We start from the raw sequence: 15,831 nt of genomic DNA, 5'->3' as shown, positions 1-15,831 counted from the left end.
ACTCGCTCGATCGGTCGCATGGCTCAGTGATGGGGGTCACTGGCGGCCGGTCCAGAGTCCGGGAGGGGGCCGCTCCGGGGCTCCGCCGCTTTCGCCTCGCGGAAGACAACTTGGGCCCCACGCGGCGGACCAGCCAGTCCGCACCGGGACGGGACGCAACCCCGCCTTGCCGATCGGGCTGTGCCCCGGGCGGCCCCGTTTGACACCCTCGACCGGCGGACCGACAGTGGGCCGGGACACGCCGTGCCCCGGTGCTGGATGCTGCCCTCGGGGCAGGGGCGGGAGGCTGCGGGTGACGACGACGAGAGCGCTCCCCCCGGCCGAACGACCCGGCCGGGAGATCGACCGGCGCGTGGCCGGCCGCGTCTCGGCCGGCGCCACCGCGGCCGGCCGGGTGCTCGCCGTCCTGGACGCGTTCGGCCCGGCCCACGCCGCCCTGACCCTCAGTGAGATCAGCCGCCGGTCGGGGCTGTCGCTGACCACCACCCACCGGCTCGTCGGGGAGCTGCGCACGTGGGGGGCCCTGGAGCGGGGCCCCGACGGGCGGTACGGCATCGGCCTGCGGCTGCTCGAGCTGGGCGCCCTGGCCCCCCACGGCCTGCAGCTGCGCGAGGTCGCCGTGCCCTACCTCGACGACCTGCACCAGGCCACGCGGGCCAATGTCGTCCTGGGAGTGCGCGATGGCTCCGACGTCGTCTACGTGGAGGCGCTGCGGGCCCGGGGCGCGGTCAAGCTGATGAGCCGGATCGGCGGGCGGTGGCCGCTGCACGTGACCGGCACCGGGCTGGTCCTGCTGGCCTTCGCCGCGCCGGAGGTCCAGGAGGAGGTCCTCAGCGGGCCGCTGAAGCGCTTCACCTCGGAGACGATCACCGATCCGCAGGTGCTGCGGCGCCGGCTGGCGGACGTGCGCCGGACCGGCGTCGGGATCGCCGAGAACCAGCTGACCGCCGACGTGCCGGCGCTCGCCGTGGCCGTCCCGGTGCGCGGCGCGGGCGACGAGGTGGTGGCGGCCCTGGGCGTGACGGTGGAGCAGGGCACGGTGCAGGCCCAGGCGCTGGTGCCGGTGCTGAACGCGACCGCACGCGGCATCTCCCGCGCGCTCGGCGCGCCCTCGGCGCAGCCCACCCGGCGCAGCGCGCACACGCACGGCTGACCGGCGCCGGGACCCCTGCGGGCCCCGGCGCCGGAGGCGCTCAGCGGGTGGGCTCCATGCCCAGCCAGCGGAACGCGTTGTTCCAGAGGATGTCCTCGAGGACGTCGTCGTCGAGGCCCATGGACCGCAGCGTCCGGCCGGCGGGCTCCTCGCGCGGCATCGCCGGGAAGTCCGAGCCCACCAGCAGCCGGTCGGACCCCAGCAGCTCGATGAGGTAGGTCAGCGCGCGCCGGTCGAAGACCAGCGAGTCGTAGAAGAAGCGCCGCGCGTACTCCAGCGGGGAGGGGCCGTCGTCGGGCATGACGGCGCGCTCGGGGTTCCTCGGCTCCTCGTTCCACGAGCCGCCCCAGAAGTACTGGTGGCGCGGGATCATCAGCGGGAAGCCGCCGGCCGCGTGGCTGAACGAGATCCGCAGGTCGGGGCACTTGGCCGCGGTGCCGCCGGTGACCATCGAGGCGGCGGCGAAGGCGCCCTCGATGCCCACGACGTAGGTGCCCATGGCCGACATGGGCAGCCGCTCGGTGGGCGAGGGCATGGCGTGCACGAAGACCGACAGGCCCAGCCGCTCGACCTCGGAGAAGAACGGCAGGAACTTCTCGTGACCGATCGAGGAGCCGAGGATGTTGGACGCGATCTCGACGCCCTTGAGCCCCTGCTCCTTGATCGCGGCCAGCTCGTCGGTCGCCGCGTCCGGGTCCTGCATCGGCACCATGCCGAGGGCGATCATCCGGGTCGGGTCGGCCTGCACGAGCGTGGCGCTGAACTCGTTGACGTGGCGGGCCAGCGACAGCCCGTCGGACGCGGGCAGGTCATAGCGCAGCAGCGGCGGCATCGGGGTGATCACCTCGACGTCCACCCCGGAGGCGTCCATCGCCTCGATGCGGCGCTCGGCGTCGAAGAAGACGTCCTTGGCCGTGAACCTCATCGACCCGAACAGCAGCGTGCGGGCGGTCTGGCCGTCCACCGGCTCCATGCGGGGGAAGCACTCCGGCGCGTCGGCCGGGTAGTCGTACGGCAGCAGGTGGGCGTGGGTGTCGCAGAGCATGCGGAGGGCCCTCCGGTCGGGCGTCAGTTGTTGGGGTGGACGGAGACGTGGACGGCGTTCTCGCCCGGGACCTCGCCGGCGAGGACCTCGATGGCGTGCCCGGTGTCCTCCAGGCCGAACGTGTGGGTGTGCATCCGCTCGAGCGGGAAGCGGCGGGACTCGATCAGGGCGATCGCCTCGGCCATGGCCTTGGCGTCCACGCCGTAGGCGCCCTGGAGGGTGAGCGCCCGGTTGATGATCACGTCGGTGCGGACGGGGATCTCCCGGTCGCCCTTGATGCCGGCGAGGACGACCCGGCCGCCGTGCTTGGTGGCCAGCAGGGCGTCGGTGACCGGGCCGGCGGCCATCGGGGTGAGCTCGAGGGTGACGTCGACCCCGCGGCCGTCGGTCAGCTCCCGCACCCGCTCCACCACGTCCACGGCGTCGTCGCCGTCGACGACGACGGTGTGGTCGGCGCCGAACTCGCGGGCCAGGGCCAGCTTGTGCGCGTCGGCCTCGAGGCCGGTGACGACGACGGTGCCGGCCCCGGCCGACTTGGCCGCGATGACGGCGGCGATCCCGCGCTGGCCGGCGCCGAGCACGAGGACGGTGTCGCCGAGCCGGACCTGGCCGTAGTGCAGCGCCCAGCGCACGCCGGCGCCCATCGAGTTGTACATGGCCGCGACCTCGGTCGGCAGCGTCTTGTCGATCTTGTGCACGACGGCGCCCGGCGCGAGGTACATGTGCTCGGCGAAGCCGCCCCACAGCGCCGGCGCGACGTCGACGGGGGTGACGCCGTGGCCGCCGACGCGGTTGCGGCAGGCCTGGTAGTTGCCGGTCAGGCAGTCGAAGCAGTTGCGGCACGGGATGACGACCTCGAGCGCCACCCGGTCACCGGGCTGCACGCCCCAGCGCTTGGCGGCGTTCTCACCGACCTCCTCGACGATGCCCATCGGCTCGTGCCCGGGCACGAACGCCGGCATGTCCTGGCGCAGGTGCCCCTTGTAGAACTCGACGTCGCTGCCGCAGAGGCCGTTGGCCTCCACGCGCAGGAGACCGTCGTCCGGGCCGACCTCCGGCCGGGGGAACTCCTGGATCTCGATCTTGCGCGGCCCCACCTGGACCGCGGCGCGCACCATCTCGCTCATGTGGACCTCATCTCTCCCGACCGAGCCGGGACGCCGACCGTGCGTCGGGCGCGTCCCCGCGGACGGCGGAGCCGTGCACCGGCCCCGCACAGCTCGGTGTGCCGCCGGTCACGGTAGGTCGGGCCGGACGGCGGTCACCACGGGACTTCCGCCGTGCGGGCATCGGGCTCCGGGGAGCCGGTCAGCGGGCCGGGTGCAGCAGGCCGGCGTCGACGTCGGCGGGGGTGGCGCAGCCGGTGAGCGCCAGCGCGCGGACGAACTCCGCGCGCAGCAGCTCGAGCACCCGCTCCACCCCGGCCTGCCCGCCGGCCGCCAGCCCGTAGAGGTAGGGCCGGCCGATGAGCACCGCCCGCGCGCCGAGGGCCAGGGCCTTGAGGACGTCGGTGCCGCGCCGCACGCCGCCGTCGAGGTAGACCTCCGCCCGGCCGGCGACCGCGGCCACGACCGCCGGCAGCGCCTCGATGCTGGCCGGCACGCCGTCGAGCTGGCGGCCGCCGTGGTTGGAGACGACCAGCCCGTCGACGCCGCCGTCCAGCAGCCCGGGCACCTCCTGCGGCCGCAGCACGCCCTTGACCACCAGCGGCCCGTCCCAGAGGTCGCGGACGACGGCGAGGTCGGCCCACGTCACCGGGCGCGGGGCGGCCAGGATCTGCCGCTGCGTCGCCCAGGCCGAGAGCCGGCCGTCCCGCCGGGTCGGCAGGTTGCCGCGCAGGAAGTCCACCGCCCAGACCGGGCGGGAGGCGCCCTGCAGGAGCATGCGCGGGTGCGGCCGGACGGGGAGCGAGAAGCCGTTGCGCCGGTCGCGCTCGCGGCCACCGAAGACCGGGGTGTCCACGGTGAGCACCAGCGCCCGGTACCCGGCGGCGGCGACCCGCTCGACCATCGGCCGCAGCCGTTCCCGGCTCTCCGGGAGGTAGAGCTGGTACCAGAGCTGTCCGCCACCGGCCCGCGCCACCTCCTCGAGCGGGTAGCCGGTCACGGTGCTCTGCACGTAGACGGTGCCGTGCGCGCGGGCCGCCGCCGCGACCGCCGGCTCGGCGCGGCGGTGGGCGACGCGGCCGCCGCCGGTCGGCGCCAGCAGCACCGGCATCGACACCCGGCGGCCGAGCACCTCCACCGCCGGGTCGACGGTGGCGACGTCGGCCATCGACGCGGGGCTGAGCAGCAGCTCGCGGAAGGCGGCCTCGTTGCGGGCCAGGGTCAGCTCGTCGTCCGCCCCGCCGTCGACCATGTCGAAGACCGGGCGGGGCAGCCGCCGCCGGGCCAGCTCGCGGACGTCGGCGAGGTTCACGGCGGCGCGCAGCCGCCGCGGGGTCGTCCTCGTCGCCATGCGCTGCTCCCCCTGCCGGGACGGGCGCCGGCCGGCGCCCCGTGACGCGGGCCACGGTCCACCGGCCGGTCCGGCGACGGGGAGCGCCCTTCCGCCGGGTGGCACAGAACTCCGGCCCACCCGCGTGGCAGTCTCGCCGGTCGTGGAGTTCGCCGACGTCGTCCGCCGACGGCGCATGGTCCGGGACTACGACCCCGACCGGCCGGTCCCCCCGGAGGTGCGCGAGCGGCTGCTGGAGCACGCCGTCCGCGCGCCGTCCGCCGGGTTCAGCCAGGGCTGGGCGTTCCTGGTCCTGGAGTCCCCGGAGGAGCGCGAGCGCTTCTGGACGGCGACCACCGGCGACGGCACCCCGGACGGCTGGCTGACCCGGATGCGCCGGGCACCGCTGCTGGTGGTGCCGCTGTCGTCGAAGGCGGCCTACCTGGACCGCTACGCCGAGCCGGACAAAGGCTGGACCGACCGCGACGAGGCCCGCTGGCCGGTCCCCTACTGGGACGTCGACGCCGGGATGGCGGCCCTGCTGATGCTGCTCACCGCGGTCGACGAGGGGCTGGGCGCCTGCTTCTTCGGCGTCCCGGCCGAGCGGGTGGCGTCCTTCCGCGCCGCGTTCGGGGTGCCGGAGACCCACCGGCCGGTCGGCTGCGTCTCGGTCGGCTACCCGGGGAGCGAGGACCGGCGCTCCCCCTCGCTGCGGCGCGGCCGGCGCGGGGTCGGCGAGGTCGTGCACCGCGGCCGGTGGTGATCCGGGGCCGGTCGCGGCCGCGGCGCACACTGGACACCGTGGCCGGGCCGCCGACACCGGTGCCGACGACGCCGGGGCCGCTCCGGCGGGCCGGGCGGCGGACCAACCTCGGCCTGCTCGGCCTGCTCCTCGTCGCCGGCGGCACGGGGGTGCTGTCCTTCGGTGTCGGGACGCTGCCCGCCGCGTCGCTCGTGGTGGCCGCGCACGGCGCCGCCGGGCTGGGGCTCCTGCTGCTGGTGCCGTGGAAGTCGGTCGTGGTCCGGCGGTCGCGGCACCGCACCGCCGGGCGCCGCGACCCGGTTGTCGCGCTCGCCCTCGCCGTCCTCGTCACGGTGACCGTCGGCAGCGGCGTGCTGCACGCCGTCGGGCTGCCCGGGCCGTGGCCGGCGTCGGGCGGGATCGCCGCGCTGCAGGTGCACGTCGGCGCGGCGGTGGGCACTGGTGCCCTGCTGGTCGTGCACGTGTGGGGCAGCCGCCAGCGGCCGCGCCGCACGGACCTCTCCCGCCGGTCACTGCTGCGCGCCGCGGCGCTGGGCCTGGGGGCGGCGGCGGTCTGGGCCGGCACGGAGGCCGCACTGGGACTGGGCGGCGTCCCGGGAGCGCGCCGCCGGAGCACCGGGTCCTTCGAGCGCGGCACCGGCGACCCCGCCGCGATGCCGGTCACCCAGTGGATCGGCGACGGCGTCCCCGCCACGGAGCACCGCGTCCTGGACCTGGTGGCCGGTGACCGGCGGGTGTCGGTGCCGGTGGCCGACCTCGGCGACGAGGACGCGGTGCGGGCGGCGCTGGACTGCACCGGGGGCTGGTTCGCCGTCCAGGAGTGGCGGGGCACCCGGCTGGACCGGTTGCTCGCCGAGCACCTGCCGGACCTGCCGCCCGAGGGCAGCGTCGACGTCGTGTCGGTGACCGGCTACCGCCGGCGGCTGCCGCTGCGCGACGCGGGGCACCTGGTGCTGGCGACGTCCGCCGGCGGCCGCCGGCTGTCGGCCGGCCACGGGGCGCCCGTGCGGCTCGTCGCCCCGGGACGGCGCGGCTTCTGGTGGGTGAAGTGGGTGCGCCGGGTCGAGGTGGTCGACGCGCCGTGGTGGGTGCAGCCGCCGTTCCCCCTGCAGTGACGGCGGGTCAGTGCAGCGTGCGCAGCCAGTTGCTGAGCAGCTGGGCGCCGGCGTCGCCGCTCTTCTCCGGGTGGAACTGGGTCGCCGAGAGCGGACCGTTCTCCACGCCGGCGACGAACCGGTCGCCGTGCTCGGCCCAGGTGACCAGCGGCTTCGGCAGCGGGGACGGGACGCCGCCGGCACCGAGCGGGAACTCGCGCACGCCGTAGGAGTGGACGAAGTAGAACCGCTGGTCGGCCAGCCCGTCGAACAGCACGCTGCCGGCCGGCGCCTCCACGGTGTTCCAGCCCATGTGCGGCAGCACCGGCGCCTGCAACGGCTCGACGACGCCGGGCCACTCGCCGCAGCCCTCGGCGTCCTGGCCGTGCTCGACGCCGCGCTCGAACAGGATCTGCATGCCGACGCAGACGCCGAGCACCGGCCGGCCCCCGGCGAGCCGGCGGTCGATCACCCGCGGCCCGTCCACGGCGCGCAGGCCGGTCATGCAGGCGGCGAACGCGCCCACGCCGGGGACGACGAGCCCGTCGGCGTCCAGGGCGACCTGCGGGTCGGAGGTCACGGTGACGTCGGCGCCGACGCGGGCCAGCGCCCGCTCGGCCGAGCGCAGGTTGCCCGACCCGTAGTCGAGGACGGCGACCTTCTTCATGGCTCCCACGGTATCGATCAGCTACGGCTGGACCTGCGGTGTTCCCGGAGGCCGGTCACAGCGCGGTCACACCATCCGCAGGATGCCCGCCGCAGTCGCCAGCAGCGCCGCCACCAGCAGCACGACGGCGAAGAGCACCTGCGGACCGGTGCGGCCGCGGCTGTCGGAGTCGGCCTTCCAGATGCTCCACGCCCCGCCGAGCAGGAACCCGCCGAGGACGAGGAGCAGGACGGCGAACGTCATGCGGCTACAGCGCGCCCTTGGTGGAGGGGACGTCGGTGACCCGCGGGTCCAGCGCCACGGCGGTGCGCAGCGCCCGCGCCAGCGCCTTGAACTGGCCCTCGACGATGTGGTGGGCGTCGCGGCCGGCGTAGAGCACGCGCACGTGGAGGCTGATCCGCGCGTTGAACGCGAAGGACTCCAGCACGTGCTTGGTCAGGCTGGTCGGGTAGTCCGGCCCGATCATCGGCGTCATGTTCTCGGGCTCGGCGTGCACGAAGTACGGCCGGCCCGACAGGTCGACCGCCGCCTGCGCCAGCACCTCGTCCATGGGGATCGTGGCGTCGCCGTAGCGGGTGATGCCCTTCTTGTCCCCGAGCGCCTGGGCGAACGCCTGCCCCAGGGCGATCGCGACGTCCTCCACCGTGTGGTGGGCGTCGATGTGCAGGTCGCCGTCGGCCCGCACGGTGAGGTCGATGCCGCTGTGCTTGGACAGCGCGGTGAGCATGTGGTCGTAGAACCCGACCCCGGTGCTGATCGAGCTCTTCCCGGTGCCGTCGAGGTCCAGTTCGACGACGAGTTTCGTCTCGCTGGTCTCCCGCTCCACCCGTGCAGTCCGCGCCATGCGCTCATCCTCCCTCAGTGGTGCGGTGGTCCGGCGCGACCTCACCCAGGGCGGTGAGGAACGCGTCGGTCTCCTCCGCGGTGCCGGCGGTGACCCGCAGCCAGCCGGGCAGCCCGACGTCGCGCACCAGCACGTCCCGGTCGAGCAGCGCCTGCCAAGCGGCCGGGGCGTCGGCGAAGCGGCCGAACAGCACGAAGTTGGCGTCGCTGGGGACGCTGGTCAGCCCCATCCCCGGCAGCGCGGCCACGATCCGGTCGCGCTCGGCCTTGACCGCGTCGACGGTGGCCAGCAGGGCGTCGGTGTGCGTCAGCGCGGTCCGCGCGGCCGCCTGGGTCAGCGAGCTCAGGTGGTAGGGCAGCCGGACCAGCTGCAGCGCGTCGACGACGGCGGGATCGGCGGCGAGGTAGCCCAGCCGCAGTCCCGCCATGCCGAACGCCTTGCTCATGGTCCGGCTGACGATCAGCCGGGGCCGCCCGGCCAGCAGGGTGAGCGCCGACGGCGTGCCGCTGCGCGCGAACTCCGCGTAGGCCTCGTCGACGACGACCACGCCGGTGGTGGCCTCGTACAGCGCCTCGATCGTCGCCAGCTCCACCGCGGTGCCGGTCGGGTTGTTCGGGCTGGTCACGAAGACGACGTCCGGCGCCACCTCGCGGACCTGCGCCGCGGCCGCCCCGGGGTCGATGGTGAAGTCCGGCCGGCGGCGGCCGTCCACCCAGGCGGTGCCGGTTCCGGCGGCGATGATCGGGTGCATCGAGTAGGACGGCGTGAAGCCCAGCGCCCGGCGTCCGGCGCCGCCGAAGGTCTGCAGGATCTGCTGGAGCACCTCGTTGGAGCCGTTGGCCGCCCACACCTGCCCGGCCGCCAGCGACACGCCCCCGGTGCGGGTCAGGTACGCGGCGAGGTCGGCGCGCAGGGCCAGGGCGTCCCGGTCGGGATAGCGGTTGAGGTCGACCGCGGCGTGCCGGAGCGCCTCGGCGAGGTCGGTGAGCAGCGCGTCGGGCAGCGGGTGCGGGTTCTCGTTGGTGTTGAGCCGGTACTTGGCCGGCAGCTGGGGGGCACCGTAGGGGGTGCGGCCCCGCAGCTCCGGCCGCAGCGGGAGCTCGTCGAGCCGCGTCGCCGGGGTCCCCGCGGGAACGTGGAGCGCCGGCGGAGCGCTTTCGTGGGGTTGGCTCATGCGCGCTGCCGGGCCCGGACGGCGGCGGCGTGCGCGGGGAGGTCCTCGGCCCCGGCGAGGGCGTCGATGTGCCCGGCGACCTCGGCGAGGGCCTGCTCGTCGTACTCGACGACGTGGATGCCGCGGAGGAAGGACTGCACGGACAGGCCGCTGGAGTGCCGCGCGCAGCCGCCGGTGGGCAGCACGTGGTTGGACCCGGCGCAGTAGTCGCCGAGCGACACCGGCGACCAGGCGCCGACGAAGACCGCACCGGCGTTGCGCACCCGGCCGGCCACCTCGCGGGCGTCCCGCGTCTGGATCTCCAGGTGCTCGGCGGCGTAGGCGTCCACGACCCGCAGCCCGGCGTCGAGGTCGTCCACCAGGACGACGCCCGACTGGCTTCCGTCCAGAGCCGTCGTGATGCGGTCGGAGTGCTTGGTCGCGGCGACCTGGCCGGGCACGAGCCCGAGGACGGCGTCCGCGAGCTCCTCGCTGGTGGTGACCAGCACCGCGCCGGCCAGCGGGTCGTGCTCGGCCTGGCTGATCAGGTCGGCGGCGACGTGCACCGGGTCGGCGGTGTCGTCGGCGAGGATCGCCACCTCGGTGGGGCCGGCCTCGGAGTCGATGCCGATGAGGCCGCGCAGCAGGCGCTTGGCCGCGGTCACGTAGACGTTGCCCGGGCCGGTGACCATGTCGACCGGCTCGCAGGAGCCCGCGCCGTACCCGAAGACGGCGATCGCCTGGGCGCCGCCGACGGCGTAGACCTCCGTGACGCCGAGCAGCGCGCACGCGGCGAGGACGCCGGGGTCGGGCAGGCCGCCGTGGTCGCGCTGCGGCGGGGAGGCGACCGCGATCGACTCGACGCCGGCGATCTGGGCGGGGACGACGTTCATGACCACGCTGGACAGCAGCGGGGCCAGCCCGCCGGGCACGTAGAGCCCGACCCGGCGCACCGGCACCCACCGCTCGGTGACGGTGCCGCCGCGGACGACCTCGGTGGTGACGTCGGTGCGGGCCTGGTCGGCGTGCACCCGGCGCACCCGCGCGATCGCCTCCTCGAGGGCGGCACGAACGGCCGGGTCGACCTCGGCCAGCGCGCGGTCGATCGCGGCGCGCGGCACCGCGAAGTCCTCGAGGTCGACACCGTCGATCCGGGCGGTGATCTCGCGGACCGCCTGCGCGCCCCGCACGCGGACGTCCTCGCAGAGCGGACGGACCGTCGCCAGCACCGAGTCGATGTCGGTGGCGGCCCGGGGCAGCAGGCCGGAGAGCTCACGCACTCCCGGCAACGTGGACCCACGCAGGTCGATGCGGGCGAGCACGGGCGGACCTCCGAGGCGGTTCCGGGGCGCGGACGGGAACACCCCAGGGTAGACGGGCGGCCGAGGTGCCCGGTCCGGGCGCTCCCTCCCCTAGTGTCAGCGCCCGTGGGCGACCTGATCCCGCTCTTCCCGCTGGGGACGCCGCTGTTCCCCGGGGTGGTCCTCCCCCTCCACGTGTTCGAGCCGCGCTACCGCCGGCTGATCCGGGACCTGTTGGCCGTGCCCGAGGGCCAGGAGCGGTTCTTCGGCGTGGTCGGCATCCGGCAGGGCTGGGAGGTCGAGCGGGTGGCCCCGGCCGAGGCGCTCTACGACGTCGGGTGCACGGCCCGGCTGAAGGCGATCCGCCCGCAGCCCGACGGCGGCTTCCGGATCGTCACCGTCGGCGGCGACCGGTTCCGCCTCCTGGACGTCGTCGTCGCCGAGGACCCGCCGTACCTGCGCGCGGAGGTCGAGTGGCTGGCCGAGGAGGAGGCGGCCGAGGAGGCCGCCGGCGACCAGGAGGGCCTGGCCGCCGACGGCGGCGTGCCCGACCCGGACGACGCGCTGGTCACCGCCGTCGCCCGGGGCTCGCTGGAGGTGCTCGTCCGCGGGGTGGGGAACCTGTTCGGCCGGTACGTGGCGGCGGTGTCGAGCCTGACCGGGGAGGGAGGAGACGACGAGCCCGAGGCCGAGCAGCTGCTGTCGGTGGTCGCCGGTGATCCGCGCGCCCTGTCCTACCTGGTCGCCTCCTCGGCGCTGCTGACCACCGAGGACCGCCAGGCGCTGCTGGCCGAGTCGGCGACCCGCCGGAGGCTGCGGGCGGAGTCCCGGCTGCTGCGCCGCGAGCTCACCCTGCTGGAGACCCTGGGCGCGGTACCGGCGCCGCTGCAGCGCTTCGCCGGCCCGGGCAGCGTCAACTAGCGCGCGGCGGGATCGGGCTCGACCGGCCGGACCTCCGACGGCAGCGCCCCCTCGACCGGGGGCGGCACGACCGACGGCGCGGGGCCGGGCCGGCCGAGGTCCTCCGCCGCTGCGAGCAGCGTGGCGACCACGTAGACCAGCACCGCGGCGAACGGGCCGACGGCGAGCGCGGGCAGGGAGTTCAGCCTCAGCGCGGTGGTGACCTGCGAGCCGACGTCGGCCAGCTGCGCCTCGGTGGGGCCGGCGCCGAGCACCTGCCCCAGCTGCCAGGCGGCGAGCGCGGCCAGCAGCGTGCCCAGGGCCAGCGCGATCAGCGTGCCGACCCCGCGACGGCGGCGCAGCGCCCACCCGGCCGCGCCGGCCAGGAGGCCCAGTCCCGCGAGCACCAGGGTGAAGACGCCGTCGTCGGCGGCGAGCAGCTCCGCCGAGGGGTGGCCGAGCACCAGCGGGCCGTCCGCGGTGACCTCGAACCGGGCCCGCGGTGCCAGCGCCCACCACAGCAGCCCGGCCGGCAGCCCGGTGAGCAGCAGCACGCCGGTGAGGAGCAGGGAGCTGGGCCGGTCGGCCCGCAGCTCGGCGGCACCGGGCCAGCGCGCGCCGGCGTCCGGGCGGGGGCGCCGCACGGCCGGCGTCGGCTCGCCGGGGCGGTCGGCGGCGCTGTGCACGTCCCCAGTGAACCCCGTCTCGCCGGCCGCGCCGTCCCGGGGAGCTCCCGGCGCGCTCAGCGCGGTGTCCTCGACCGCACCGCCCTCACAGCAGCGCCACGCTGGTCGGCCCGAGCAGCGCCTTGATGTCGCCCATGAGCGCGGTGCTGGGGCGGACCCGCAGGCCCTGGTCCAGCCGCAGCACGGTCTCCCGGCTGCCGTTGACCAGCTTGAGCTGGACCTCGGTGGTGCCCGGGTGGCTGCCCAGCACCTCGCGCAGCCGCTCGACCACCGGCGGGGTGCAGCGGGCCGCGGCCATCGAGACGAGCACCGGCCCGCGGGGACCCTCGGTGAGCTCGGGGAGGGTGACCTCGGAGCCGAACAGCGAGGGCTGGTCGTCCCGCCGGCTGATCCGGCCCTTGACCACCACGATCTGGTCGCGGACGACCTTCTCCGACACCTCGGCCCACGTCTTCGGGAAGAACAGCACCTCGATGCCCGACTCGAGGTCCTCCACCGTCGCGATGGCCCAGGGCGCGCCCTGCTTGTTGGTGCGCGGGGAGACCGACGTGAGGATGCCGGCGATGGTCGCGTTCGCGCCGTCCTCGACGCCGCCGGCGTTGATCTCGGCGATCGGGGTGTCGGCGTGCGCGGTGAGGACGTGCTCGACGCCGTGCAGCGGGTGGTCGGAGACGTAGAGCCCGAGCATGTCCCGCTCGAAGACCAGTCGCTCGGACTTCGACCAGTCCGCCGTCGGGATCACGATGTCCAGCGCCCCGCTGAACGGGTCGTCCTCCGCCGCGCCGTCGCCGAAGCTGCCGAACAGGTCGAACTGCCCCTCGGCCTCCTTGCGCTTGAGCGCCATGGCCGAGTCGACGGCCTGGGCGTGCACCGCGGCGATGCCCTGCCGGGAGTGGCCCATCGAGTCGAAGGCGCCGGCCTTGGCCAGGGACTCGATGACCTTCTTGTTGCAGGCCACCGTGTCGATCTTGCGCATGAAGTCGGCGAAGTCCTTGAAGGCGCCCTTCTCCTCGCGGGCGCGCACGATCGAGTCGACGACGTTGTGCCCGACGTTGCGCACCGACGCCAGGCCGAAGCGGATGTCGGTGCCGACGGCGGTGAAGTCCCAGGAGGACTCGTTGACGTCCGGCGGCAGCACCTTGATGCCCATCCGCCGGCACTCGGCCAGGTAGATCGGCCGGCGCTCCTTGTCGTCGCCGACGCTGGTGAGCAGGCCGGCCATGTACTCGGCCGGGTAGTTGGCCTTGAGGTAGGCGGTCCAGTAGGAGATCAGCCCGTAGGCCGCCGAGTGGGCCTTGTTGAACGCGTAGTCGGCGAACGGGACGAGGATGTCCCAGAGCGTCTTGATCGCGGCGGCGGAGAAGCCGTTGGCCGTCATGCCGGCCTCGAACCCGACGAACTCCGCGTCCAGGACCGACTTCTTCTTCTTGCCCATCGCGCGGCGCAGCAGGTCGGCCTTGCCGAGGGAGTACCCGGCGACCTTCTGCGCGATCGCCATGACCTGCTCCTGGTAGACGATCAGGCCGTAGGTCTGGCCGAGGATCTCCTCCAGCGGCTCCGCCAGTTCCGGGTGGATCGGCGTGATCTCCTGCTGGCCGTTCTTGCGCAGCGCGTAGTTGGTGTGCGAGTTCGCACCCATCGGGCCCGGCCGGTAGAGCGCGCCGACGGCGGAGATGTCCTCGAAGTTGTCCGGGCGCATCAGCCGCAGCAGCGACCGCATCGGGCCGCCGTCGAACTGGAAGACGCCGAGGGTGTCGCCCCGGCCCAGCAGCTCGTAGGTGGCCTTGTCGGTGAGGTCCTTGCTGAGCTCGTCGAGGTCGATCGGCTCCTTGCCGTTGAGCACGATGTTGCGCAGCGCGTCGTCGATGACCGTCAGGTTGCGCAGGCCCAGGAAGTCCATCTTGAGCAGGCCGAGCGTCTCGCAGGTCGGGTAGTCGAACTGCGTGATGACGGCGCCGTCGGCCTCGCGGCGCATGATCGGGATGCTGTCGATCAGCGGGTGGCGGCCGATGATGACGCCGGCGGCGTGCACGCCCCACTGCCGCTTCAGCCCCTCGAGCTTGCGGGCCTGGTCGACGACCTCGGCGGCGCCCGGGTCGGACTCGTACCGGGCGCGGAACTCCGCGGCCTCCTTGTAGCGCGGGTGGGCCGGGTCGAAGATCCCCGACAGCGGGATGTCCTTGCCCATCACGCCCGGGGGCATGAGCTTGGTCAGCTCGTCACCGACCGAGTAGGGCCGGTCGAGCACGCGGGCGGCGTCCTTGATCGCGGCCTTGGCCTTGATCGTCCCGTAGGTGACGATCTGGCTGACCCGCTCCTCGCCGTACTTCTCCGACACGTAGCGGATGACCTCGCCGCGGCGGCGGTCGTCGAAGTCGATGTCGACGTCGGGCATGGAGACGCGCTCGGGGTTGAGGAACCGCTCGAAGATCAGCCCGTGCGCGAGCGGGTCGAGGTCGGTGATGCCCATCGCGTAGGCGGCCAGCGACCCGGCGGCCGAGCCACGGCCGGGACCGACGCGGATGCCGTTGTCCTTGGCCCAGTTGATGAAGTCGGCGACCACGAGGAAGTACCCCGGGAAGCCCATCTGGCAGATGATCCCGGTCTCGTAGTCGGCCTGCTTGCGCACGTGGTCGGGGATCCCGTTCGGCCAGCGCTTGTGCAGCCCGCGCTCGACCTCCTTGATGAACCAGGAGGTCTCGTCCTCCCCCGGCGGCAGCGGGAAGCGCGGCATGAGGTCCGCGCCCTCGGTGAACTGCACCTCGCACTGCTCGGCGATCAGCAGCGTGTTGTCGCAGGCCTCGGCCAGCTCGCCGGGGAACAGCGCGCGCATCTCCGCGGCGCTCTTCAGGTAGTAGCCGTCACCGTTGAACTTGAAGCGGTTCGGCTCGTTGAGCCGCGACCCGGTCTGGATGCACAGCAGGGCGTCGTGGGCCTCGGCGTCCTCCTTGTGCGTGTAGTGCAGGTCGTTGGTCGCCAGCAGCGGGATGCCGAGGTCCTTGGCGATCTGCAGCAGCGCCGGCCGGGTCTTCTTCTCGATCGACAGACCGTGGTCCATCAGCTCGGCGTAGAAGTTCTCCCGCCCGAAGATGTCCTGGAAGTCGGCGGCGGCCTGGCGGGCCTTCTCCTCCTTGCCCGCGCGCAGCCACATGTTGACCTCGCCCGACGGGCACCCGGTGGTGGCGATCAGGCCGGCGCCGTAGCGCTCCAGCAGGTCGCGGTCGAAGCGCGGCTTGCGGTACTGGCCCTCGAGGCTGGCCAGCGACGAGATCCGGAAGAGGTTGTGCATCCCCTCCGTCGTCCGCGCCAGGAGGGTCATGTGGGTGTACGCGGCCTTGCCGCGGTTGGACCCGCCGTCACCCTCCTCGTCGATGAGGTTGTCGCCGAAGTCGAACGGCGCGCGGTCGAACCGCGAGCCGGGCGTGTAGTAGCCCTCCATGCCTATGATCGGCTTCACGCCGGCCGCGTTGGCCTGCTTGTAGAAGTCGTAGGCGCCGAAGACGTTCCCGTGGTCGGTCATCGCCAGCGCCGGCATCCCCTGCTCGGCGGCGGCCTTGGTGACCTCCGGCAGCTTCGCCGCACCGTCGAGCATCGAGTACTCGGTGTGGACGTGCAGGTGCACGAACGAGTCGGACGAGGGGGTGCTGCTCACGGGGGTGCGTGCTCCTCACAGGTCGTGCGTGCCCGGCCGTCGGGATCCGGCGGGCGACCGGCGGGGAAGACCGGCGGTGCTGTGGTCCGGGGTGCGGGCCGGGGGATGACCCGATCCTCGCACCACGGAGGTCTACT

At 74.4% G+C, this 15,831-nt stretch carries 14 protein-coding genes; 4 read left to right on the top strand and 10 right to left on the bottom strand.

Features of this window, described 5'->3' with window-relative positions:
• Positions 1 to 292: 292 nt before the first annotated feature.
• Positions 293 to 1,153, top strand: coding sequence for an IclR family transcriptional regulator (locus MY520_RS07785; RefSeq protein WP_436691515.1), 861 nt, complete (start codon positions 293 to 295; stop codon positions 1,151 to 1,153).
• A 40-nt stretch (positions 1,154 to 1,193) separates the two neighbouring features.
• On the opposite strand, the gene MY520_RS07780 is transcribed toward MY520_RS07785, so the two are convergent.
• The 3 genes from MY520_RS07780 to MY520_RS07770 form a co-directional block, all read right to left on the bottom strand.
• Positions 1,194 to 2,198: an amidohydrolase family protein gene (locus MY520_RS07780; RefSeq protein ID WP_436691514.1), complete on the bottom strand. Its 1,005-nt coding sequence runs from the start codon at positions 2,196 to 2,198 to the stop codon at positions 1,194 to 1,196.
• Positions 2,199 to 2,221: 23 nt separating this feature from the next.
• Positions 2,222 to 3,325: a zinc-dependent alcohol dehydrogenase gene (locus tag MY520_RS07775; RefSeq protein ID WP_436691513.1), complete on the bottom strand. Its 1,104-nt coding sequence runs from the start codon at positions 3,323 to 3,325 to the stop codon at positions 2,222 to 2,224.
• 181 nt (positions 3,326 to 3,506) lie between these two features.
• Positions 3,507 to 4,655 (bottom strand): alpha-hydroxy acid oxidase, encoded by a 1,149-nt coding sequence (locus MY520_RS07770; RefSeq protein ID WP_436691512.1) that lies wholly within the window; start codon positions 4,653 to 4,655, stop codon positions 3,507 to 3,509.
• A 124-nt stretch (positions 4,656 to 4,779) separates the two neighbouring features.
• Between MY520_RS07770 and MY520_RS07765 the strand changes: the two genes are divergently transcribed.
• Complete coding sequence (locus MY520_RS07765) at positions 4,780 to 5,397, top strand: nitroreductase family protein (RefSeq protein ID WP_436691511.1); 618 nt, start codon at positions 4,780 to 4,782, stop codon at positions 5,395 to 5,397.
• Between the two features lie 38 nt (positions 5,398 to 5,435).
• Positions 5,436 to 6,512 (top strand): molybdopterin-dependent oxidoreductase, encoded by a 1,077-nt coding sequence (locus tag MY520_RS07760; RefSeq protein WP_436691510.1) that lies wholly within the window; start codon positions 5,436 to 5,438, stop codon positions 6,510 to 6,512.
• A 7-nt stretch (positions 6,513 to 6,519) separates the two neighbouring features.
• On the opposite strand, the gene hisH is transcribed toward MY520_RS07760, so the two are convergent.
• The 5 genes from hisH to hisD form a co-directional block, all read right to left on the bottom strand.
• A complete protein-coding gene (gene hisH, locus MY520_RS07755; protein ID WP_436691509.1) occupies positions 6,520 to 7,158 on the bottom strand; it encodes an imidazole glycerol phosphate synthase subunit HisH in 639 nt (212 codons plus the stop codon).
• A 66-nt stretch (positions 7,159 to 7,224) separates the two neighbouring features.
• Entirely contained in the window at positions 7,225 to 7,401 is a 177-nt protein-coding gene (locus tag MY520_RS07750; protein WP_436691508.1) for a hypothetical protein, read from the bottom strand.
• A 4-nt stretch (positions 7,402 to 7,405) separates the two neighbouring features.
• Complete coding sequence (hisB, locus tag MY520_RS07745) at positions 7,406 to 8,002, bottom strand: imidazoleglycerol-phosphate dehydratase HisB (RefSeq protein ID WP_436691507.1); 597 nt, start codon at positions 8,000 to 8,002, stop codon at positions 7,406 to 7,408.
• Between the two features lie 4 nt (positions 8,003 to 8,006).
• A complete protein-coding gene (locus tag MY520_RS07740) occupies positions 8,007 to 9,176 on the bottom strand; it encodes a histidinol-phosphate transaminase (RefSeq protein ID WP_436691506.1) in 1,170 nt (389 codons plus the stop codon).
• Entirely contained in the window at positions 9,173 to 10,435 is a 1,263-nt protein-coding gene (gene hisD, locus MY520_RS07735; protein ID WP_436691505.1) for a histidinol dehydrogenase, read from the bottom strand. Before hisD ends, MY520_RS07740 begins: the two co-directional genes overlap by 4 nt.
• Before the next feature lie 147 nt (positions 10,436 to 10,582).
• On the opposite strand from hisD, the gene MY520_RS07730 reads away from it, so the two are divergent.
• Entirely contained in the window at positions 10,583 to 11,377 is a 795-nt protein-coding gene (locus MY520_RS07730) for an LON peptidase substrate-binding domain-containing protein (protein WP_436691504.1), read from the top strand.
• Here the strand turns inward: MY520_RS07730 and MY520_RS07725 are convergent.
• Both MY520_RS07725 and dnaE read right to left on the bottom strand, forming a co-directional pair.
• Positions 11,374 to 12,042 carry an LPXTG cell wall anchor domain-containing protein gene (locus MY520_RS07725; protein WP_436691503.1) on the bottom strand — a complete coding sequence of 223 codons (669 nt, stop codon included), beginning with the start codon at positions 12,040 to 12,042 and terminating at the stop codon, positions 11,374 to 11,376. The two genes, MY520_RS07730 and MY520_RS07725, sit on opposite strands and share 4 nt — an antisense overlap.
• A gap of 85 nt (positions 12,043 to 12,127) precedes the next feature.
• Positions 12,128 to 15,694: a DNA polymerase III subunit alpha gene (gene dnaE, locus MY520_RS07720; RefSeq protein WP_436691502.1), complete on the bottom strand. Its 3,567-nt coding sequence runs from the start codon at positions 15,692 to 15,694 to the stop codon at positions 12,128 to 12,130.
• Between the last annotated feature and the right edge of the window lie 137 nt (positions 15,695 to 15,831).

The sequence above is a fragment of the Geodermatophilus sp. CPCC 205506 genome, from assembly GCF_051383635.1.
In the GTDB taxonomy this organism is placed as follows: domain Bacteria; phylum Actinomycetota; class Actinomycetes; order Mycobacteriales; family Geodermatophilaceae; genus Geodermatophilus.
Note: the sequence above shows the minus strand (reverse complement) of the source record. Positions and strands in the feature narration are given on the sequence as shown.